Origin of the sequence: Pseudoxanthomonas sp. PXM02 (genome assembly GCF_014851805.1) — a bacterium.
Taxonomy (GTDB): Bacteria; Pseudomonadota; Gammaproteobacteria; order Xanthomonadales; family Xanthomonadaceae; genus Pseudoxanthomonas_A.
In genome coordinates this window covers 386,880-407,391 of sequence record NZ_JACVAK010000003.1, presented here as the reverse complement: position 1 = coordinate 407,391, position 20,512 = coordinate 386,880, and the positions used below count along the sequence as shown (strand labels likewise).

The 20,512-nt window shown below is 66.3% G+C and carries 19 protein-coding genes; 9 read left to right on the top strand and 10 right to left on the bottom strand.

What is annotated here, in order from left to right; all coding sequences use genetic code 11:
• Positions 1–28: 28 nt before the first annotated feature.
• Complete coding sequence (ggt, locus tag IB225_RS15885) at positions 29–1,771, bottom strand: gamma-glutamyltransferase (protein WP_192312293.1); 1,743 nt, start codon at positions 1,769–1,771, stop codon at positions 29–31.
• Positions 1,772–1,928: 157 nt separating this feature from the next.
• Between ggt and IB225_RS15880 the strand changes: the two genes are divergently transcribed.
• Positions 1,929–2,933, top strand: a complete 1,005-nt coding sequence (locus tag IB225_RS15880; protein WP_192312291.1) for a DUF4349 domain-containing protein — start codon at positions 1,929–1,931, stop codon at positions 2,931–2,933.
• Between the two features lie 2 nt (positions 2,934–2,935).
• Here IB225_RS15880 and IB225_RS15875 read toward each other — a convergent pair whose 3' ends face one another.
• The 3 genes from IB225_RS15875 to IB225_RS15865 all read right to left on the bottom strand — a co-directional run bounded on the left by IB225_RS15875 (position 2,936) and on the right by IB225_RS15865 (position 6,038).
• On the bottom strand, positions 2,936–4,195 hold the full coding sequence (locus tag IB225_RS15875) for a heme biosynthesis HemY N-terminal domain-containing protein (RefSeq protein ID WP_192312288.1): 1,260 nt from the start codon (positions 4,193–4,195) through the stop codon (positions 2,936–2,938).
• Positions 4,192–5,172 carry a uroporphyrinogen-III C-methyltransferase gene (locus IB225_RS15870; protein ID WP_192312896.1) on the bottom strand — a complete coding sequence of 327 codons (981 nt, stop codon included), beginning with the start codon at positions 5,170–5,172 and terminating at the stop codon, positions 4,192–4,194. Before IB225_RS15870 ends, IB225_RS15875 begins: the two co-directional genes overlap by 4 nt.
• A gap of 95 nt (positions 5,173–5,267) precedes the next feature.
• Positions 5,268–6,038 (bottom strand): uroporphyrinogen-III synthase, encoded by a 771-nt coding sequence (locus IB225_RS15865; protein ID WP_192312286.1) that lies wholly within the window; start codon positions 6,036–6,038, stop codon positions 5,268–5,270.
• 16 nt (positions 6,039–6,054) lie between these two features.
• On the opposite strand from IB225_RS15865, the gene IB225_RS15860 reads away from it, so the two are divergent.
• The 5 genes from IB225_RS15860 to IB225_RS15840 all read left to right on the top strand — a co-directional run bounded on the left by IB225_RS15860 (position 6,055) and on the right by IB225_RS15840 (position 9,177).
• Complete coding sequence (locus IB225_RS15860; RefSeq protein ID WP_192312284.1) at positions 6,055–6,513, top strand: YiiD C-terminal domain-containing protein; 459 nt, start codon at positions 6,055–6,057, stop codon at positions 6,511–6,513.
• Positions 6,514–6,521: 8 nt separating this feature from the next.
• Positions 6,522–6,962 (top strand): hypothetical protein, encoded by a 441-nt coding sequence (locus IB225_RS15855; protein ID WP_225583913.1) that lies wholly within the window; start codon positions 6,522–6,524, stop codon positions 6,960–6,962.
• Positions 6,963–7,025: 63 nt separating this feature from the next.
• Positions 7,026–7,469, top strand: coding sequence for a rhodanese-like domain-containing protein (locus IB225_RS15850; RefSeq protein WP_192312282.1), 444 nt, complete (start codon positions 7,026–7,028; stop codon positions 7,467–7,469).
• 99 nt (positions 7,470–7,568) lie between these two features.
• Positions 7,569–8,087 carry a protein-export chaperone SecB gene (secB, locus tag IB225_RS15845; RefSeq protein WP_192312280.1) on the top strand — a complete coding sequence of 173 codons (519 nt, stop codon included), beginning with the start codon at positions 7,569–7,571 and terminating at the stop codon, positions 8,085–8,087.
• A gap of 52 nt (positions 8,088–8,139) precedes the next feature.
• On the top strand, positions 8,140–9,177 hold the full coding sequence (locus tag IB225_RS15840) for an NAD(P)H-dependent glycerol-3-phosphate dehydrogenase (protein WP_192312278.1): 1,038 nt from the start codon (positions 8,140–8,142) through the stop codon (positions 9,175–9,177).
• Positions 9,178–9,330: 153 nt separating this feature from the next.
• Here IB225_RS15840 and IB225_RS15835 read toward each other — a convergent pair whose 3' ends face one another.
• A complete protein-coding gene (locus tag IB225_RS15835) occupies positions 9,331–9,888 on the bottom strand; it encodes a diffusible signal factor-reguated Ax21 faimly protein (RefSeq protein WP_192312275.1) in 558 nt (185 codons plus the stop codon).
• A 275-nt stretch (positions 9,889–10,163) separates the two neighbouring features.
• On the opposite strand from IB225_RS15835, the gene IB225_RS15830 reads away from it, so the two are divergent.
• Positions 10,164–10,586 (top strand): transposase, encoded by a 423-nt coding sequence (locus tag IB225_RS15830; protein ID WP_192312273.1) that lies wholly within the window; start codon positions 10,164–10,166, stop codon positions 10,584–10,586.
• A gap of 249 nt (positions 10,587–10,835) precedes the next feature.
• Here the strand turns inward: IB225_RS15830 and IB225_RS15825 are convergent, their stop codons facing one another.
• Genes IB225_RS15825 through IB225_RS15805 form a run of 5 tightly spaced genes read right to left on the bottom strand, consistent with a single transcriptional unit; the run spans position 10,836 to position 16,336 of the window.
• On the bottom strand, positions 10,836–12,098 hold the full coding sequence (locus IB225_RS15825) for a dicarboxylate/amino acid:cation symporter (protein ID WP_192312271.1): 1,263 nt from the start codon (positions 12,096–12,098) through the stop codon (positions 10,836–10,838).
• Entirely contained in the window at positions 12,095–12,889 is a 795-nt protein-coding gene (locus IB225_RS15820; protein WP_192312269.1) for a hypothetical protein, read from the bottom strand. The genes IB225_RS15825 and IB225_RS15820 overlap by 4 nt, the downstream gene beginning before the upstream one ends.
• Complete coding sequence (locus tag IB225_RS15815) at positions 12,889–13,746, bottom strand: MurR/RpiR family transcriptional regulator (protein ID WP_192312267.1); 858 nt, start codon at positions 13,744–13,746, stop codon at positions 12,889–12,891. The genes IB225_RS15820 and IB225_RS15815 overlap by 1 nt, the downstream gene beginning before the upstream one ends.
• 56 nt (positions 13,747–13,802) lie before the next feature.
• Entirely contained in the window at positions 13,803–14,900 is a 1,098-nt protein-coding gene (locus tag IB225_RS15810; protein WP_192312265.1) for a dipeptide epimerase, read from the bottom strand.
• On the bottom strand, positions 14,897–16,336 hold the full coding sequence (locus tag IB225_RS15805; protein ID WP_225583911.1) for an SH3 domain-containing protein: 1,440 nt from the start codon (positions 16,334–16,336) through the stop codon (positions 14,897–14,899). Before IB225_RS15805 ends, IB225_RS15810 begins: the two co-directional genes overlap by 4 nt.
• A gap of 215 nt (positions 16,337–16,551) precedes the next feature.
• On the opposite strand from IB225_RS15805, the gene IB225_RS15800 reads away from it, so the two are divergent.
• Both IB225_RS15800 and IB225_RS15795 read left to right on the top strand, forming a co-directional pair.
• The gene (locus IB225_RS15800; protein ID WP_192312887.1) at positions 16,552–17,256 is read left to right on the top strand and encodes an N-acetylmuramoyl-L-alanine amidase; all 705 of its coding nucleotides are present in this window, start codon (positions 16,552–16,554) and stop codon (positions 17,254–17,256) included.
• Positions 17,257–17,587: 331 nt separating this feature from the next.
• Entirely contained in the window at positions 17,588–20,476 is a 2,889-nt protein-coding gene (locus IB225_RS15795; RefSeq protein WP_192312263.1) for a TonB-dependent receptor, read from the top strand.
• The last annotated feature ends 36 nt before the right edge of the window (positions 20,477–20,512 follow it).

Here is a 20,512-nt window from a genome sequence, read left to right as displayed (position 1 = left end):
CGCGACGCGTCAGTGTGTTCTTCCGAGTTCAGTGTGCCGGTGCCTGCACCAGCGCACTGCCCACACCATGCCGATGGCCTTCGCTGACGGCGGTCACCGTGCCATCTGTGTTGAATACCAGTGCGTTCGCCGCGCCGATCTCCGCCGCCTGATCCGACCAGCGCTGTCCCATGCCGGCCAATGCCTTGGCCTGCGCACTACCGGCGAAACCGGGCTCGACATCGGTGACGGCGCCATTGCGTTGCGATAGGCGCGGCGCGTCGATGGCCTGATCCATCGGCATGCCGAGATCGACGTAGTTGACGATGGTCTGCAGCACCGTGGTGATGATGGTGGAGCCACCTGGACTGCCGATCGAGAACGCAGGCTTGCCGTCCTTCAGCGCGATTGTCGGCGTCATGCTGCTGCGTGGGCGCTTGCCGGCCTCGGGGATGTTCGGATGCGGCGCGGTGAAATCGAAGTCGGTCAGCTCGTTGTTGAGCAGGAAGCCGTAACCCGGCACCACCATGCCGCTGCCACCCCAGTCCTCGATCGTGAAGGTGTAGGCGACGACATTGCCCTCCTTGTCCGATACGGTCAGGTGTGTCGTATGCGCGCTCTCGGGCTGCAGCGTACGCGGTGCGGGACGCAGCGGATGACTCGGGTCCTGCTGGAACGGATAAGGATCGCCGGCGGCAATGACTCCCGGCGCGGCCTTGTCCGCATCGATCAACCCACGTCGCTGTGCCGCGTAGTCCTTGCTGAGCAGGCCCGGCACCGGCGCATCGACATACTCCGGATCGGCCAGGTAGGCATCGCGGTCGGCGAAGGCCAGGCGGCTCGCTTCCAGATAGAGATGCTCGACCTCCGCGCGAGGCAATGCCTTCAGGTCGTAACCTTCGAGGATGTTCAGTGCCTCGAATGCGGTCACGCCACCGCTGCTCGGCAGCGCCATGCCGTAGAGGTCGTAGCCGCGATAGGTGGAATGCACCGGCAGGCGCAGGCGCGCTTCGTAGTTGGCCAGGTCGGCGAGGGTCATGCGGCTGCCGCGGACCGACACACCGGGGGCGGTGGGTGGCCGATTGACCGTGTCGACGATCGCGCTCGCCAATGGGCCCTCGTAGAACGCGTCGACGCCGCCGCTCGCCAACAGACGATAGGTCCGTGCGAGATCGGGATTGCGTAATCGCGTGCCGGACGGAATCGCCTTGCCGTTCCGCAGGTACAGCGCCGCCGTCGCGGGGAAGCGGTTGAACTTGCGTTCGTTCTGGCTCACCAGGGACGAGAAGTTGGTATCGACGGTGAAGCCCTCGTCCGCGACCGTGATCGCAGGAGCGAGCACCTGTTCGAACGACATCGTGCCGTAGCGCTGCAATGCTTCGTGCCAGCCACGCACGGTGCCGGGTACACCGACGGACAACCCGCTGGCGATAGCAGTGTCGAAGTCCATCTCTTTGCCGTCTTCGATGAAGAGTGTCGGCGTGGTGGCGGCCGGTGCCGTCTCGCGATGGTCGATTGTGATCACGCGCCGATCCTTGGCCAGGTAGACCACCATGAAGCCGCCGCCACCGATCCCGCAGCTGAAAGGGTCCGTCACGCCGAGCGTCGCGGCCGCCGCTACAGCGGCATCGACCGCATTGCCGCCCTGGTCGAGGATCGTGATCGCAGATTGCGTGGCCCGCTCGCTGATGGTCGCCGCGGCGCCCCCGCGACCCGTGGCGACCGGTGTCTTGGCCCCGGCGGTCGTGGTCAGCAGGAAGACGATCAGGACAGCGCTTAGGCGTCGGGTCATGGCGGGTCACCGAAGGGCAGGCCCAAGGATTGTCCCATGCGCGCGGTCGCCTTCACGACCGCTGGACATGGAATGATGCCCGCCAACCCCGGCAGGCCGCGCCGTGCGTTGGAGGTGTGGCCGGCCTGACGGCCTTGACCCTTTGCCAGGAGTTTCCATGCGCACGAACAGGATGTATCGCGTCGCCTACGTCTTTGCCCTGATCACCCTGCTTGCCTCGTGCAGCCGACATGAAATGGCCCCCGCCGAGGCCGATGTCGCAGCAGCGGCCGCGCCTGCGATGGAGGAATCCGCTGCCGATGCCGCGGCGGTCGCGCCGGCAGCGCGCCAGCGCAGCCAGGACGCGACAGGGCTCCAGGGCCCCGGTGTCGCCGCGTCGCAGCTGGCGTCCGATGCGCTGGTGCAGGCCGACCCGCAACGCCGCTTCATCCGCACGGCGATGGCGGAGTTCCAGGTCAAGGATGTCTACCGCACGGCGCTGGCGATCGAGGACGAGGTGGCGAAGCAGGGCGGCTTCGTCGTCGACAACGACATCCAGGCGCAAGTGCAGCGCGTGCAGAGCCGGCCGATCGGCAACGGCAAGCGGCTGGAACTTTCCGAGTACCGCCTGCAGGGCACGCTGACGGTGCGCGTGCCCAGTGAACGCACGCAGGGCTTCCTGCGTGCCATCGCGGGGCAGATGGAATTCCTCGACCGGCGCAACTTCAACGCACGCGATGCGCAGTTCGACCTGCTGCGGCAGCAACTGGCGCGGCAACGCGCGCAGGATGAACAGCAGGAACTCGGTGACGCCGTGCAGGCGGGCGGCAAGCTCGGCGACAAGGCCGACGCCATCCAGGCGCGTGGCGCCGCGCGCACCAGCCGCGACGAAGCGCTGATTGCGCAGAAGGAATTCGAGGATCGCGTGGCGTTCAGCACCATCACGCTGTCGCTGCAGCAGGACGTACAGGTGCGAACGGCCGAGCGGGTGGACGTGGATGCCGTGTTCCGCGACAACGGCCCAGGCTTCTTCAGCCAGCTGGGTGATGCGCTGGCGGTCGGCTGGCGCGGCGGACTGCAGCTCGTGGTGGCGCTGGCCACGCTGTGGCCATTGTGGCTGGTGGCGCTCGCACTGGTGGTCGGGTGGCGCCGCTGGCGCAGGAAGAAGCCTGTCGCCGGCTGACGTCAGTCCTTGAGGCGCGGCACGCCGTGCGCGTCGCGCTCTTCGACGACGGCGGCGTCATGGATCTCCTGCCGCATGTCGCGCACCGGCAGCTTCACCGGCATTTCGCCGCGCGCAGCCTTCACCGCATTGGCGTGGCACTGCTGCGCCGCTGCGGTGTCGCCGGCCTCGTTGAAGCCGATCGCCAGCTCTTCCCAGGCGTCCGCGCCTGCGCCCTGGGCGACCGCGCGATGCAGGAACTCCTGCGCCGCGGTCCACTGCCCTTGCTGTCGCGCCAGACGTCCCAGCGTCACCAGCAGGGCAGGGCTGGCGGGATGCGCGTGCAGCCAGTGCTGCGCGCTGGCACGACGCGAATCGAGCTTGCCCACCGGCAGGCGGCCGTACAGCGCCACCAGATCCTCGTCCCAGCGCGCTTCCAGCGCCTGTTCGATGCTGCGCGTCGCCGCGTCTTCCCAGCGCAACGCGGCGGCGCGTTCGGCATACGCCGTCACCACGAGTGGCTGCAGCCGTAGCGGCTTCGTCAGTGCTTCCCAGCGCTCGGCCAACACGTTGGGATCGGATGCTTCGTGCAATGACTGCGTAGCCAGCCGGACTTCCAGCGCATCGAAAGCGACGGGCGCCAGCGCCTGCTGCTGTTTGAGCGCACCCAGCAGTCCGTACGCCTCGCCCGCGCGTGCGGTGCTGGCCAGGGCTTCGGCACGCAGCGCCAGGCCGCGTGGCGGCAGCGGCTGCACGTCCGTTGCGTCCAGCACGGCGAGCGCATCATGTGGTCGGCCGGCGTCGAGTGCGATCTGCGCTGCTGTGATCGCGTGCGCCTGCACGGAGCGTTCGCGCAGCGCAAGCAGGTGACACTGGACCGCAGCGTCGTCGCCGCGCGCCTGCGCCGCACGTACGGCGGCGGTACGGGCGATCGCGCCGACTTCATCGTCATCCGCGGCGCGCTCCAGCAGTTTCTCCGACTTCTGCCAGTGGCCCGCGTGCAGCGCGTCCAGACCGTCGATCAGGCGCGCCCTCGCCTGCTTGCGGCGATGGCGGCCCCAGGCGCGGAACGGCAGCGTGAGCAGGTGCCAGAGCAGCCATGCGACGCCGCCCAACAGCAGCAGCGCCAGCAGCGCGCGCGGCACGTTCGTGTGCACGTCATAGCCGGCAAAGCGGATGAATACTTCGCCCAGGTCGCGTTCGGTCCCGGCCATCCACTGCGACGCCAGCACACCGGCCAGCAGCAGCAACAGCAACAGCACGACGGTACGGAATGGCTTCATGGCGCGACCTCCGGCGTGTCCATGGATGGCATCGGTGCCTGCACGCGCAGCCCGGCGTTACGCAGCGTGCGCAACTGCTGCAACGTGCTGCCGAGCTCCATGGGGCGGGCCGGCGCCGATGTCGACTGCAATGTGCGCAATTGCGCGTGAACCTGCCGTCGTTCCGGTGAATCCGGCCACAACCGCGGCAGCCAGCCATCGATGCGGGCCAGCGCGGCGCGATAGGCCGCATCGTCGTCGCGTTCCAGCGCCGCACGCGCCAGGCTGACTTCGACCTGCAAGGCGACGTCGGCCGCGGTGCGCTCGTCGGGGGCGATCAGTGTGCTGTCGCGCGTGGGACGGACATCGACCAGCGGCGCCAGCCAGCGCTGCCAGGTCGGACGGGCCGGGGTGTCCGTGGTCGTGACCGCTTCGCGAGGCAGGCGTGTCAATGCGGCTGCGATGGCGTCGAGTTGCTTCATCGCGGCTGCCTGCGGCCCCTCGCCGAGCGCATCCAGCGCGGTGCGCTCCTGGGCCAGTGCCTGCTTCAGGTTGAGCAGGCGATGGTCATCGATGCCGTCGAGCGCGCCGGAGGCAAGTGCATACGCGCGCCTCGCGCCCGCCAGATCATGGGCGATGTCCAGACGCTGCGCCGCCTGCGAAAGCAGCAGCTCCACCTCGTCCAGCCGCAGTGCCTGTGCGCCGTGGCGGGTGGGATCGCTGAGCTTGGCGACGCTCTCTTCGAGCAATGCGCCGCGTTGGCCCAGGCCGAGGACTTCGTCGCGCAGCACGCGGTTGGTCGCCGCGGCATCCAGCAAGCGCTGCGCCTGTGCGCGCTGGTCGCGGCGCAGGGCGTCGGTGCGTGATTCCAGTGCTTCAAGCCGTTGTGCCGCCGCCGACTGCGCCGTCTGTTCCTGCGCGTTGCGCGCCTGCCACCACGCCCAGCCGCGCCAGGCACCCAGGCCAAGCGCCAGCAGCACCAGCGCGGCCACCACCATGGGCGCGCGGTTGCCGGGACGGGAGGGAGGAGAGGGCAGGTCGTCGTTCACGGGCTTCCTTGGCGGCAGGTAAAACGTGATGTGCGCCGCAGATGCTACCGGATGCCGTCAGGACGGACGGTGCACGCCGCCTTCACCAATTGGGCGGGGCGCGGCCCGTCGGCGAGGACGACATGGGCGAAGCCCGCCTCGTGCGCGGCGTCCGCCAGTCGTCCACTGGCGGCCACCACGGGCAATGCCCTGAAGCGGCCCGCAAGACTATCGGGCAGCTGCGCCAGCACCTCCTGCAGGGCGCCGCCGCTGCTGAGCAGCAGGCAGGCGGGCGCTTGCAGCGCGGCCAATGCGGTCAGTGCGCGGGCGCCCAGCGGGACGGATTCGCGCCGGTAAACCTCGGCGCGGTGAATCTCGGCGCCGCGGGCTTCCAGTGTGGGCACCAGCAGGTTGCGTCCGTCCGGCGCGGTGACGAACCCCAGTCGCGTGCCGTGCAGGTCGGCCAGTTCCGGCAGTGCGAGCAGGCCCTCGCTGTCCATGCGCTCCGGGAACGCCACTTCGTGGATCCCGGCGCGATTCAGCGCCGCTGCGGTACCGCTGCCTACCGCCAGCCATGACTGGCCGGGAGCGTCCCGGAGCGGCTGCAGGGCCTGCGCCGCAGACACGGCGGCGGGGCTGGTGAATACGACGACAGGGCTGGCAAGCGCTGCGCGCAGGGCGTCGCGGGAGGCATCGTCGTCGCATCGGGAGATGCGCCACGGCGACAGCGCCAGCAGGCCCGCACCGTGGCGGGCGGCGGCACGCCGGAGCGCGTCGTGGCCACCCTGGGGCCGCAGCGAGATGACGTACCATGCCGGCGGCGTTGGATGTCCCATGCGCGGATTATGAGTGATGAGTCCGGAAGAAGCCCTGCAGGAACTGCGTGACTATTGCCGCGGCATGCCGCCGGTGGCGGCGATGCGCGTGGACGTCGAAGGCTTCCACGACGATGCCCTGCGGCTGATCGCGCCGTTGTCGGCCAACGTCAACGACAAGGGCAACGCGTTCGGTGGCAGCCTGACCTCGCTGATGACCGTGGCCGGCTGGGGTCTGGTGACGCTGAAGCTGCGGTTGGCAGGGTTGAAGGCGGAGGTCTACGTGGCCGACAGCCAGATCCGCTATCTCGCGCCGCTGTACGGCGACTTGGTCGCGGATGCGCGCTTCGCCGAGGGCCAGTCGCTGGAGACCTTCATCGACACGCTGGTGCAGCGAGGCCGCGCACGCATCCAGGTGGAGGCCTGCATCCGGTTGCCTGAAGGCGGCATGGCTACCACGTTGAGCGGGCGCTTCGTCGCGATGGCGAAGCGGTAGCATGCGGCATGACCAAGGGGACAAGCATGCACGTGATCGGGAAATGGATGTTGGCCGTGGCCATGGTGCTGGTGCTCGCGCCGGCCTCCGCGCAGGGTCGCCTGCAGCGCAGCAAGCTGCAGCAGGTGCAGGAGGCTTACGCGGCGGCGATCCGTTGGGGTGATTTCGAGAACGCCTGGCAGGCCGTCGATCCGGCCTACAAGGCCGAGCACCCGATGAGCGAGCTCGAGTTCGAGCGCTACCAGCAGGTGCAGATCTCCGGCTACCGCGATGTGTCGACCAATGGCGGGCCGGATGGCACCGTCGAACGCGCGGTCGAGCTGCGCGTGATCAACAAGCACACGATGGCCGAGCGGACGATGCGTTATCGCGAACGCTGGCGCTGGGACCCCGAGGCCAAGCGCTGGTGGCTGGTCGTGGGCCTGCCGGATCTCTGGAACGGGGAATAGGCCGCCGGCGCCCGGACGGCGTCCTGTGCGACAATCGCCGCCCGCTCGAAGATCGCCAACCCCGTGAATTTCGAAGAAATCCTGGCTTTCGCCACCCGTTCTCCCTTCAACCAGATCCTGTCGTTGGCGCTGGTGGGCCTGACGGTCGCCATCGTCTACACCGAGATCGCGCGCCTGTTCCGTGGCTACAAAACGCTGCGCCCGGCCGAGCTGACCCAGCTGGTCAACAGCGAAAACGCCCTCGTCGTGGACCTGTCGGCGAGCAACGACTTCGAAAAGGGCCACATCGCGGGCAGCCGCAACGTGCTGCCCAGCAACTTCGACCCCGAAAACAAGCTGCTGGCCGGGGCCAAGTCCCAGCCGGTGGTGCTGGTCTGCCGCACCGGGCAGGCGTCCGGCGGCGCAGCCAAGCGCCTGAAGAAGGCCGGTTTCGAAAAGGTCTACGCGCTGGAGGGTGGCATCGCCGCCTGGCAGCAGGCCGACCTGCCCCTGATCAAGGGCCGCTGATCCCCCGGTGGCCGCGGACCCGCCCTTGAACCGGGCCCCGCGTGTCGCCATGAGATAGTTTCCATTCACCGCTGCAATCCAGATTCCGGAGTCAAAGAAATGTCCGACGAGACCACCAACGGCGCGGTTGCGCCTGCCGCCGAAGCCGCTGGCCCCGCTTTCACTGTCGAGAAGATCTACGTCAAGGACGTTTCTTTCGAAGCCCCCGGTGCGCCGGCCGTGTTCGCCGAGAACGTGCAGCCGGAACTCCAGCTCAACCTGAACCAGCGCGTGCAGCGCCTGGGCGAGAACGCCTTCGAAGTCGTGCTGGGTGTGACCCTGACCTGCAAGGCCGGCGACAAGACCGCCTACGTGGCGGAAGTGCAGCAGGCCGGCATCTTCGGCCTGATCGGGCTGGAGCCGCAGGCCGTCGACGTGCTGCTCGGCACCCAGTGCCCGAACATCCTGTTCCCGTACGTGCGCCAGCTGGTCAGCGACCTGGTGCAGGCCGGCGGCTTCCCGCCGTTCTTCCTGCAGCCGATCAACTTCGAGGCGCTGTACGCCGAATCGCTGCGCCAGCGCGCCGCGCAGGGTAGCGATGCCGCCCTCGCCAACTCGGAACCGGCCGGCAACGCCTGATCGCCGGTGCATGGTCCCGTCAGGGCGGCGATGCCGCACACAGGGGTGACGGATGTCTGACCCGAAATCCGCCGATGTGCTGAAGATCGCGGTGCTGGGCGCCGGATCGTGGGGTACCGCCCTGGCCGCGCTGATGGCGCGGCACGGGCACCACGTCACGCTGTGGGGTCGCGACCCGGTGGTCGCGGCGGCCATCGACAGCCAGCACGAGAACACCCGTTACCTGCCCGGCATTCCGTTGCCGGAGACGCTACGCGCCACCACCGATCTGGACACCTCGCTCGTCGATGCGGACCAGGTGCTGGTGGTCGTGCCCTCGCACGCCTTCACCGAGACCCTCCGCAAGCTGGCGCCATTGCGTCCGGCCAAGGCAGGCGTCGCGTGGGCCACGAAGGGCTTCGAGACCGGTTCCGGTCGGTTCCTGCACGAGGTCGCCGAGGAAGTCCTCGGCCCTGACGTGCCGATCGCCGTCGTCACCGGTCCTTCGTTCGCCAAGGAAGTCGCGCTGGGCCTGCCTACCGCCGTCACCGTGCATGGTGCCGATGCGGATTTCGCGCAGGCGGTCGCGGACGTGATGCATGGCCCTGCGTTCCGCGCCTACACCGGCGACGACATGGTAGGTGCCGAGCTCGGCGGTGCCATGAAGAACGTACTGGCCGTGGCGACCGGCGTGTCCGATGGCATGCAACTGGGCCTCAATGCACGCGCCGGCCTGATCACGCGCGGCCTCAATGAGATGCTGCGCCTGTCCGCCGCCATCGGCGCCAAGCCGGAAACCCTGATGGGTCTGGCCGGTCTTGGCGATCTGGTGCTGACGTGTACCGGCGATCTGTCGCGTAACCGTCGCCTCGGCCTGGCGCTTGGCCGCGGCCAGTCGCTGCAGGATGCGGTGCGCGAAATCGGCCAGGTGGTCGAGTCGGTGCAGACTGCCGATGAAGTGATGCGGCAGGCCGACCGTCACGGCATCGATCTGCCGATCTCCAGCGCGGTACGTGCCGTCCTGCACGGCGACCTCACGCCACGCGATGGCCTGCAACAGCTGCTCGCACGCGAACAGAAGCCGGAGTATCCGGAGACGTTGTTCAAGTAAGGCGCGTCCGCGAATCATCCGACAAGCCCGGCCATGCCGGGCTTTTTCTTTGGCGCGTGTACCGAGCAAAAGAAAAGCCCGGCCGTGGAGGCCGGGCTTTGGGGTGCGACGCGGGGAGAGAGGGGGACGCGTCGCGGGGAACGCTGTTGCGATTTACCAGCTGAAGCGCGGGCCGACGAACCACTGGGTGTCGCCGTCGATCAGCTTGACGTCGGCCGAGGCGCTCCAATTCGGGTTGAACTTCACCTGCGCACCAAGGCGGCCGTAGAACTCGCCATCGTAGAAGTCGGTGTCTTCGTAACCCGCCAGCGCATAACCGTTGATGCGGTTCGTCAGCGAGCTGTTTACGCCGACTTCGGCGCTGTAACCGGTCAGGTCATCGAACGGCAGCTCGTAGCGCTCGTAGGCGACGCGGGTCAGCAGGTCGACGCGCTGGCTGATCTCATGGTTGTAACCCAAGCCCAGGCGCCAGTTGTCGACGTCGAGATTGGTGTTGTCGAATTCCTGTGAGGCGTAATCGCCAAACACATGGAAGTTCGGCGCGATCGCGACGGATCCCTTGACGCCCCAGCCGTCCGCATCGGGAATGCCGTTGCTGAGGTTGGAGGCAACGTAACCGCCTTCGACGTAATTGTAGGAAACACCTTCCGCAGCCGAAGCGGCAAACGGAGCGGCGGCCAGCAGGGTCAGGGCAAGCAAGGACTTCTTCATGGATGTCTTTCTCTCTTGTTGTTGTATGTCCGTCGCCTCGTAGTGCGACGGTGGGCGAAGTATCCGCTTCACCTCACAACATCCCCTGAATATAAAACTGACCAGTACATAAATTTGCTCGCGACGAAGGGAACTTCCTCACTTGCACATTCGTGGAGCGAGAAGCGCAAACGTGTCCGCTTGCATCGAAGCAACACGAATAAAGAATTCATGCGGAAGGATTTCGCGGCGCGTGGATTCGCGCAGTGGTTTTTCGGGGCGCCAAGAGGCAGGCGATGATGGAAGAACGGAGTGAAGAGCAGGGACGCGAAGACGGGTATGCGGAGATGGCCAACACGGACACCTCATTGCAGCTGGACCAAGCGCGTTGGGATGCGATCGTGGCAACGCTGCCGCCGCTTGTACGCGCACGAGCAAAGAATGGCGTAAGGACGCGCGCATTCCTTGAGGCCGTATTGTGGATCGCCATCACCCGGCAGCCTTGGGGTCGACTGCCTAAAGCGTGGGGGCCGTGGCACAGCGTCTACGTCCGCTTCACGCGTTGGGCACAGGACGGCATATGGGATGAGGTGATCGCATCGATGCAATCACAGGCCGATATCGCGGAGCCGTTACGCAGGCTCGTCAGCGACTATCTGCTTTCGCGTCATCCCGCATCCGTTGCGCGGCGGGCGGGGCCTCGATACTCGCCGTTCTGATTGCAGATGGCCTTTGGCGAGGCAACTCGCCAAGCGGCACCGTCAAGTTTCACGGGAACGCCGGCGTCACTGGGGTAAATGCTGTCGCCAGCAACCCATACCTCGCTCAACGTCCAGGCTGGTATTAAGCGATCAATGTCTCAGATCGATCGCGTGTCGTCGGCCATGACACGTGGCGCCCTTGAGATGGCAAGGCGCCGTCCACGCTTCAAGAATGGTGAGTGGAGCTCCGGCATGACATGCGAGTGATCAGCCGGCATCTCCATCGCTATCGCGTGCGTCGGGCGATTGGCGGGCGACGATGCTGGTAGCGGTCAGGTCGCCGGTGACATTGCCGGTAGTGGCGAATACATCGGGAATGGTGTCGACGGCCAATAGCAAGCCGAGTGGTTCGATCGGTAGACCCATCGACTGCGTCACCGGCATCACCGTCGCCATGAAGCTGACCTGGCCCGGCAGGCCGATCGAACCCAGGCTGATGACCACAGCCAATGCCGCGCCAGCGGCCAGCGTCACTGCGCTGACGTCGATGCCGTACGCCCAGGCCACGAAGCAGGCGGCGACGACGTACTGGATAGGGCTGGTGATGCGGAACAGCGTGACCGCCATCGGCAGCACCAAGGCGGCGACAGCACGCGGATGCCCCAGTCGGAAACGTGCGCTTTCCACCATCGCAGGCAACGAAGCCAGCGATGACTGCGTGCTGGCGGCCACCACCTGCGCGGGCAGGATCGCCTTGGCGAAGGCGAGCGGCGACTGCCGGGCGAAGACGGCGACCAGCAGATAGCAGATCAGCGTCGCACCGAGGTACATGCCGCACTGCAGGGCAATGTAGCCCGCCAGCGCGCCGATCACGCCGATGCCGGCCTGTGCGCAGACGGCGAGTACCAGCGCGAACACGCCGATCGGGGCGGCCAACAGCATCCAGCGGACGATCACGATCATCGTATCGGCGATGCCATGGCAGAAGCTGATGACCTGTGTACGACGATCTTCCTGCACCCGCGTGAGCGCGAAACCGAAGAACAGCGCGAACACGACCACCGGTAGCATCGCACCCTGGGCCGCGGCCATGATGGCGTTGCTCGGCACGATGGATCCGATCCAGTCGGCGAGCGCCGGCGCGCCGGCCGCGCCCGCAGGCGGGAGCGTGCCATGCAGGGTGGCCTTCAGCGCTTCGCTGGGTGGCACCATCGACAGCACCAGAGGCGCGACGATGGCCGCATAGGCGGCGAACAACGACAACAACGCGATGAACACGATCATCGCGCGCCGTGCCACGCGGCCGGATGCGGCGGCATCGCTGGCGGTGGCGACGCCCAGGATCACCAGTGACAGGACCAGGGGTACGACGGTCATCTGCAGGCCGCTCAGCCACAGTTTGCCGATGGGCTGGGCAATGGCGACGGCGGTCGCAGCGGTCGATGGCCACCAGTGCGCCAGAGAAAGACCGACGACTGCGCCGGCGGCAAGCCCGAGGAGGACGCGCGCGGTGGCGCCGGGCCACCTCATCGCACCGCCTCCGGCAACTGCCAGTCATGGGCAAGGCGGGCGTACTCGTCACGGGGCAGCAGCACAAAAACCGGACGCGCGTCCGGTCGCAGCCAGGTCATGATGCTGTCCATCGTTTCGGCCGCCATCGCCGTGCACCCCGCAGTCGGCTCGCCCGGTGTGCGCCACAGGTGCGCGAAGATGCAACTGCCCGCGCGTGGAGTCGCCTCCGGGTTGTGACCGATGACCAGGCCTTCCCGGTAGCGGACATCGCCGTTGTTGTGCAGGTCCAGCCGCATGGGTTCGGTCGACCCTTTCGCGGCGGCTTCGCCTTCGGTGCGTGTATCGATGATGCGGTTGTACAGCGGTGAATCCGGCACGTCGATGCAGTAGCTCGTCGCCTGCATCGGGCGATAGGGCATGGCGGTATTGATCCTGGCCGCGTAGCCGAACGCTTCGCCGAGGGTGAACACGCCCGCTGGCGCACGGCCGTCGCCTTCCTGCTTTTGCGGTCCTTGCGGCTGCGCGGGATGCAGGCCGCGGCCCCACGCCGCGCCGTTCCGGCCGACTGAAATCGGTGCGGCGGTAGCGACGGCGTGCCAGCGCCCGCCACGCACTTCAAAGCGCTGCAGCGACCCGGTCGTGGCGTCCCAACCATCGGTCAGCACCAGCACCAGCTGGCGCGCGTCGCGCCACGATTGCGAGGCCGGCGCGGGCCCCTCGGTGGCGATGGCCGGGACGCTGCTGGCGAACAGAGCCGCAGCCAGGGTGAGTGAACGGACGGAGGGCGACAGAAACGACGGCAGGGGCATCACGACTCCAGCAGGTGATGGATGCGTTCGAGATTGATGGCGAGCTGGCGGTTGCGGTCCGGATTGGTCTGGCACAACAACACGAAGACGAAATCCAGCAGCGACTGCAACGATGAGCGGTAAAGCAGTTGCTCAACGTGCGGCGCGGGATCGTGCGCCGAAATGACCAATGAAGCATCCGCATGTGCGCGCAGTGGATTGGCGGTGTGGCGGGTGATCGAGATGACCTTGCCTTCGCAGGCCTGGAACTGGCGACTGACCTGCGACAGTTCCGGCAGCTTACCGAATTCGGAGAACATCAGCAGGACATCGCCCGGGCGCGCGGCCGAGAGGTTGGCCATCATCAGGATCGGATCGGCGTGATGCACTGTCAGCAGGCCCAGCAGCGAGAGCCGCATGGCGAATTCGCGCGCGAACAGGCCGTCGTCGCCCAGCCCGCACACGAATACCTTGTCGGCATGATCCAGCAGCTCGACGATCGGCTCGATGTTCTGGCGTGGATTGAGGCTGCGCGTCTCTTCCTCTGCGGCCACCTTGCTGCGCCGCAGGTCGTCCTGCAGGCGCTCGTAGGCATCCGCGACGTCGCTCTTGGCGGCATCCAGCGGTTGCGCCTGGCCATTGCCGGTGCGGGCGATGGTCTCGCCGATCGTGTACTTGAGATCCGGATATCCCTTGAAGCCGAACTTCTGCGCGAACTTGACCACGCTCGACTGGCTGATCCCCAGTGCGCTCGCGAGTTGCTGCGAAGAGTAGTCGCGCAGCAGGTGCGCGTTGTCGAGGATGAAGTCGGCCACGCGGCGCTCGATGGCCGACATCTGGTCGCGTTCGGAGCGGATCTTCACCAGGGGTGTTGTCATGGCATGAGTGTGATGGCGGTGGACAGTGCTGACAACGGGCCATCGTGCCGCCGGGCTCAGCCCGGCAGCATCTCCAGGCCACGGATCTCGCGGATGCCGAGGCCGGGCGCGTCGGTAATGGTGATTTCCGACTCGTTGAAGATCACGCCTCCCTCGACCGGATTGAACTGTCCCAGCGACGGACCGTCCAGATCCACCTTGGTGATGACGCTGGCCTTTGCCGCGGCCACGTGGACGGCGGCGGCCACGCTGATGCTGGTTTCGATCATGCAGCCGATCATGCACTCCACGCCGTACAGCGACGCGATGTCGGCAATACGGATGGCATTGGAAATACCACCGGTCTTCATCAGCTTGATGTTGATGATGTCGGCGGCTCGCATCTTGATCAGGTCGATGACCTCGGTCGGTCCGAATACGCTCTCGTCCGCCATCACGGGCGTGTGCACACGGTCGGTGACGTATTTCAGGCCGTCCAGGTCGCGCGCCTTCACCGGCTGTTCCAGCAGCTCCAGCACCACGCCCGCGTTTTCAAGGTGCTGCATGGCGAACACCGCCTGCTTGGCGGTCCAGCCCTGGTTGGCATCCAGGCGCAGCAATGCGCGGCCTTCCACGGCGGAATAGATGGCCTTCACGCGCTCGATGTCCAGGCCGATGTCCTTGCCCACCTTGATCTTCAACGACTCGAAGCCGCGCTCCACCGCGCTGATCGAATCGGCCACCATCTTGTCGATGTAATCCACGCTGATGGTGATGTCGGTGGTGATGACGGGATCGCCACCGCCAAGCATCTTGTACAGCGGTGCGTCGTAGAGTTGCGCCCACAGGTCGTACACCGCGATCTCGACCGCCGCCTTGGCGCTGGTGTTGCGCTCGAGTGCGGTCTGGATGAGATCGGTGATGCGGTTGAGGTTGGCGATGTCCTGGCCGATCAGGCGCGGGCGGATGAACTTGGCGATCGCCTCGATGATCGAGCCGTGCGTATCGCCGGTGATCACCGCCGTCGCCGGCGCTTCGCCATAGCCGACGTGGTCGGTGTCGGTCTTCACGATCACCACGATGTCTTCCACCGTGTCCACGGTGCGCAGCGCGGTCTTGAACGGTGTCTTCAACGGCACGCGCAGCATGCCGAAGGTGATGTCGGTGATCTTCATGGAGCCCCTTGGGGACGGATGCGCTGGATGGCGGTGATGCGATCGACGGTGGATTGCTCGCTGTTGAACAGCAAGGGTTCCAGTGGCGTGACCGCCACCGAGTTGAGCGTGGCGCGCACGACCTGGCCGTCGCTGCCGCGGTACGTGATGCCGGTGGTGTCGTGGATGGTGTACGTGATGCCGTTGTCGTGGCCGATGACCATCATCACGTGGCCGGGAATATAGACCAGGTCGCCGACCTGCAACGTGCGCAGCACGGCGAGACGCGTTTCGTGGTTGTCGCCGGCTTCGAAACCGATGCGCTCCAGGGCCGGACTGACGGCCTGCGCACTGGTGTTGCGCGGGAGGACGATGCCCATGCTGCGGTACACCTCGGAGACGAATCCGCTGCAGTCGCGGCTGTCGTAGCGGTGACCCCAGCCGTAGCGTTCGCCGAGGAACTTGAAACTCTGGCGGAGCAGGTTGGCCGACGTATAGGGCAGGTAGTCGGTGGCGACGTCTGCCGTCCGCGGCAGCAGCGCGGGCAGCAGTTCAAGCGCACCGTCGGGCCGGCGCACCGGCAACTGGATGACGTGCGAGGTGTAGGGGTGTTGTCCGTTCACCGATTTGTCGGCCGGCCAGTCGGACAGCACGGGAACGCGCACACCCATGTCGAGTTGCAGGGCGGACAGGCCGGGCTCTTCCGGGTTGTAGACCGTGCGTGCGGTCGCGCCGGTCACCACCAGTGCGGAGGCCGCCGCCCCATAACTGAGCACCACGTCGCGCGGGCCCTCGCCGACGTACTGCTTTTCTATCCACGCGGCGTAAAGCGGGCTCACCACGAAGTACCAGTCGCCGTCGGCGCTGGTATGCGCGATCACCACCGGCGTGCCCGGGAACAGGGCGCTCTCCTGGAAGCGATCGATGTCGATGTCGCCCTTGGAGCTGAACACGTGCTCGCGGGTCGGGAACGTGCGCAGGTCGGCACGATGCACGACCAGGCCGTAGCGCGTGGGGGCCTGGGCGGGAACCGCGTCGATGTTCGCGTTGGCGACGATGTCGCTTATCTGCTCCGGCGTCAGCGCCCGCTCCTGCGCGTCGTACAGCACACGGGTCGGCGGCGACGACAACGGGACGAGCCATTCCCGCACGCTTGCGGACGTCAGCTGCGCGGGCAGCGCCTCCAGCGAATAAACGTGCTTATCCGTCTTGCGCATGCGCGCGTTCTGCGCCGCGATGGCGGGGGGCGCCAGAAGCGGTTGGCCCGCCGCCGACTGTCTGGCGATCCAGTAGTCGGCCGACAGGTGTTGGTCGGCGACGCCGATGACGCCATGGTCCGGAAAGGTGCTGCGTGCCTGGCCGGGATTGGCCAGGGCCACGAGCACCGCGGCCAGCCACGCCGTGCGGCGTCGTCGGATCGCGCTGCGTCGGGTCCCGCACTGCATGCTCGGCTTCATCCCGCTCCTCCGCGTCGCGTCGTCCGCGCGGTGGGAGAATATTTATTTCTTGTCTTTAAAAAATCAAGAATAAATTATTGACCCTTCCGTCGAGGCCATGGTACACAGCCCGGGACGGTTGGCTTGGGGCGTTCTGCGTGGACGGCAACGGCATCGACGTAAGGAGCGTGGCAACGGGTCGCCGCTGGCAGCGTCTGCTGTGCGTGGGGCTGGTGATGCTGCTCGGCGCCTGCGCGCACACCGGTCCGCGCAATCCGCTGGCAACGTGGGTGCCGTCGGAGAACTTCGACGAGCGGCGCCCCGTGGTGATCGTGCTGCACTACACCGAGCAGGAATCGGTCGAGCAGTCGCTGAAGACACTGCGCAGTCGCAATAAGGGCGGGCGGGTCAGCTCGCACTATCTGCTGGGCAAGGATGGAAAGATCTACCAGCTTGTCAGTGACTCGCAACGTGCCTGGCATGCCGGCGCCGGCCGCTGGGGCGCGATCGCCGACGTCAACAATGCTTCGATCGGCATCGAGATCGACAACGACGGCAAGAGCCCGTTTCCCGATGCGCAGATCGATAGCCTGATCGTGTTGCTGCGCGATCTGACGCAGCGACTGCGCATTCCACCCACCCAGGTTATTGGCCATTCCGACGTGGCGCCGACGCGCAAGGTCGATCCGGGCCCGCTATTCCCGTGGAAGCGGCTTGCTGATGCGGGATTCGGTCTATGGCCTGCAGAAAGCGCGGGCGATCCGCCTCCAGGTTTCGATCCGTGGCTGGCGCTGCAGGCGATCGGCTATTCCATCGACAACCGCGCGGACACTGTGCGCGCCTTCCACCATCGATTCCGGGGGATGGAGGGCACCGAGCTGGATACGGAGGATCTGCGCATCCTGCATGCGCTTACCGCGCCAGCGACTTCCGTGCCGTGATGCGCAGGAATATTCAAGTCAGTTTTTTCGGAGCCCAAGAATAATTTATTGACTGTGATCAGGCTGCGTGCTACACCGCCATCACAGGGGTTTTTTTGCCGGCAGGGGTGCCGGTGCAGTTCCGTTTCACTAGGCAGTCTGCGATGCGCATCCGGGACGGGATGCGCTGGAAGGCGCGAATGGGGAGCCATCCGTGCCGGGGATCGACGAACGACAGCGACGCCGCCACGCCGTGGGCGAAGGCGTCGGCCCCGGAACGACGCGTCGAGCGCATCGCAGCCCATCACATCGCTCGCGCGCTACGCGCGTCCAGATTCCAGAGGAGATCCGCATGCCCGCTCGACGTTCTTCGCTCAGGCCCACCCATCTCGCCACCGCCATCCTGTTGGGCTTGGCCGTCCCGGGCGTTGTGCTTGCGCAGGAGGCGGCGCCTGCCAGCGGCGCCCGCACGCTGGACACCGTGACCGTCACGGGTTCGCGCATCAAGCGCACGGATGTCGAGGCGGCACTGCCTGTCACCATCATCCAGAAAGCGGAGATCGAGGCGCAGGGCATCACGTCCGCGGAACAGCTGCTCCAGTTCCTCAACGTCGCCAGTAATGCGTCCGACAGCCTCGCGTCCAACGCCGGCATCGCGCCAGCGGACCTGCGCGGCAACAACGGTGTGTCCGGTGCCAACCTGCGTGGCCAGGGCGCCGACGCGACACTGGTGCTGTTGAACGGCCGACGCGTCGCCACCCACGGCCTGCGCGGCCAAGCGGTCGACCTCAACTCTATTCCGTTCGCCGCCATCGACCGCGTCGAAGTGCTGCGCGACGGCGCATCCGCGGTTTACGGTACGGATGCCATCGGTGGCGTGATCAACTTCATCACCCGCAGCGACTATCAGGGCATCACGGTCAACGCCGGCTTCGACGTCACGCAGGACGGCGGTGGCAACGTCTACACCTACAGCATATTGGGCGGCCTGGGCGACCTCGACAGCGATGGCTGGAACGTCTGGGGCACGATGAACTATCGCGAGAACGAGATCCTGCTGGGCAGCGATCGCGACTTCGCGAACACCTTCCAGCCTGACCGCGGACTGTCGCCCGACACGCGCGGCACGCCGTTCGCCACCGTGACGAACATTGCCGGTGGCATCATCAACGGCAGTCTGGTTGACCCGGCCGGCGGCGCGAACCAGGGCCTGGTCAATATCCTCAACCTGCCTGGCGCGGCGGGCTGCGAAGCTGGTGGCGACATGATGGGCCCCTATGCATACCAGCTCTGGGGCGTGGCGAATTCCAAGTACGCCTGCGCCTGGGACTACCCGGCGGCGCAGGTGATGCAGCAGCCGCAGGAGAGCCTGCAGGCATTGGGTCGCGCGACGTTCAAGATCGGTGAGAACCATCGCTTCTACGCCGAGGCAATGGCCTCGCGTTCCGAGTCCAACCGCCAGTTTGAAGCGCAGCAGATTTCCTCCAGCGCCTCGACGGCCGCCACGGCACTGGGTCCGGACACCTGGTTCCCGTACCTGCCGGACAACGCGCAGGCGCTGGCGACCTACAACATGGTCTTCAATGCACTGGAGGACTACTTCGGTTCTGCCAACCTGGTCTATGGCCAGGACATCCCGTACCGCTGGCGTTGCGAAGTCTGCGGTCCACGCCAGATCGAGACGACCACGAAGGCATATCGTTTCCTGGTAGGCGTGGACGGCACGCTGGGCAGCTGGGACTACGATGTCGGTCTGTCGCGCGCATCGAGCGAAGCAGAGTCCGTGCTGGGCAGTGGCTACTACTTCACGCCCGGCTTCAGGGCGGCGCTGGGCAGCGGCTTGCTGAATCCGTTCCTCATGCCGGGCCAGGGACAGAACCCGGAAGGCGTGGCGATGCTGCAGGCGGCGTCGGCTGCCGGCGTTCGTCTGTACGGCGGTGAGTCCACCGTCACCACACTGGATGCCGCCTTCTCCGGCGGGCTGGGATTCAACCTGTGGGGTGGCGAGGTGATGGCGGCGGTCGGCGTGGACCTGCGTCGTGAAGAATTCGAGTTCGGTTCGACCAAGGACGGCATCGTCCTGGACAACAGCTATATCTTCGGTGCGCCGTTCGACGCGACCAACAATCTGCCCAAGGTGTCGCGCGACGTGAAGGCGGTCTACGCGGAAGCCTTCCTGCCGATCGTGGACAGCCTGGAAGTGAGTCTGGCGGTACGTCGCGACGACTACGACGGCTTCGGCAGCACGATCAATCCGAAGTTCTCGTTCAAGTGGCAGCCCATCGACTCGCTGGCGTTCCGTGGCGCGATCAGTGACGGCTTCAAGGTGCCGGAGTTCACCAAGCTCTTCAGCGGCGTGACCTCCAGTCCGTACACCGGTTTTGACCTGGTCGATCCGGCCAGTTGCCCGGGCGGTATCGTCAATCCCGCCGTGCCTGGATGCGCGGCCATCCAGCCGGACGTCCTGACGGGCGGCAAGGCCGACCTGAAGCCCGAGACGTCCGACCAGAAGAGCTTCGGTGTGGTGTTCGCGCCGAACGAGCACTTCAACATCAGCCTGGACTGGTGGGAGATCGAGCGCACCAATACGATCCGCGTGCCGAACCAGGCCACGCTGATCGCCAACTACGATCTGTTCGCCGCCAACTGGATCCGCGACAGCAGCGGGCAAGTCGTCGCCATCGATCGCCGCTTCATCAACTCGGGCGGTACGCTGATCAGCGGCGTCGAACTGGATGCGAACCTGATCGGCGACCTGGCCGGTGGCACCTTCCGCGTCAATCTCAACGGAAGCTATATCGACAGCTTCCAGGAAAAAGCGCTGGAAAGCACGCCGTACGGCCCCAACCAGGTCGGCAAGTACATCCGCTACTACAACCTGCCGCTGAAGTGGAAGCACACGCTGAGCTTCGCATGGGCCAAGGGCGACTGGTCGCACACGCTGACGCAGATCTACCGTGACGGCTACAAGGACGAGCTGCCGGTCAGCGTGGCCAACGGCAGCTACATCCCGCCGAACTGGAACCCGGACGTCGACGACTACATCACCTACAACTACAGCCTGGGCTGGACGGGTCTGGAGAACGCCAAGTTCACCTTTATTGTGCGTAACCTGCTCAACGAAGACCCGCCGTTCACCGCGCACCAGAACGATTTCGCATCGGGTGCTGCGTGGGAACCGCGTGTTGCCGATCCGCGCGGCCGTTCGTTTGCGCTGATGGTCGAGTACAGGTTCGACTGATTCCTGCCTCCATCGGAGCGTCTGGAAGTTCGGGCC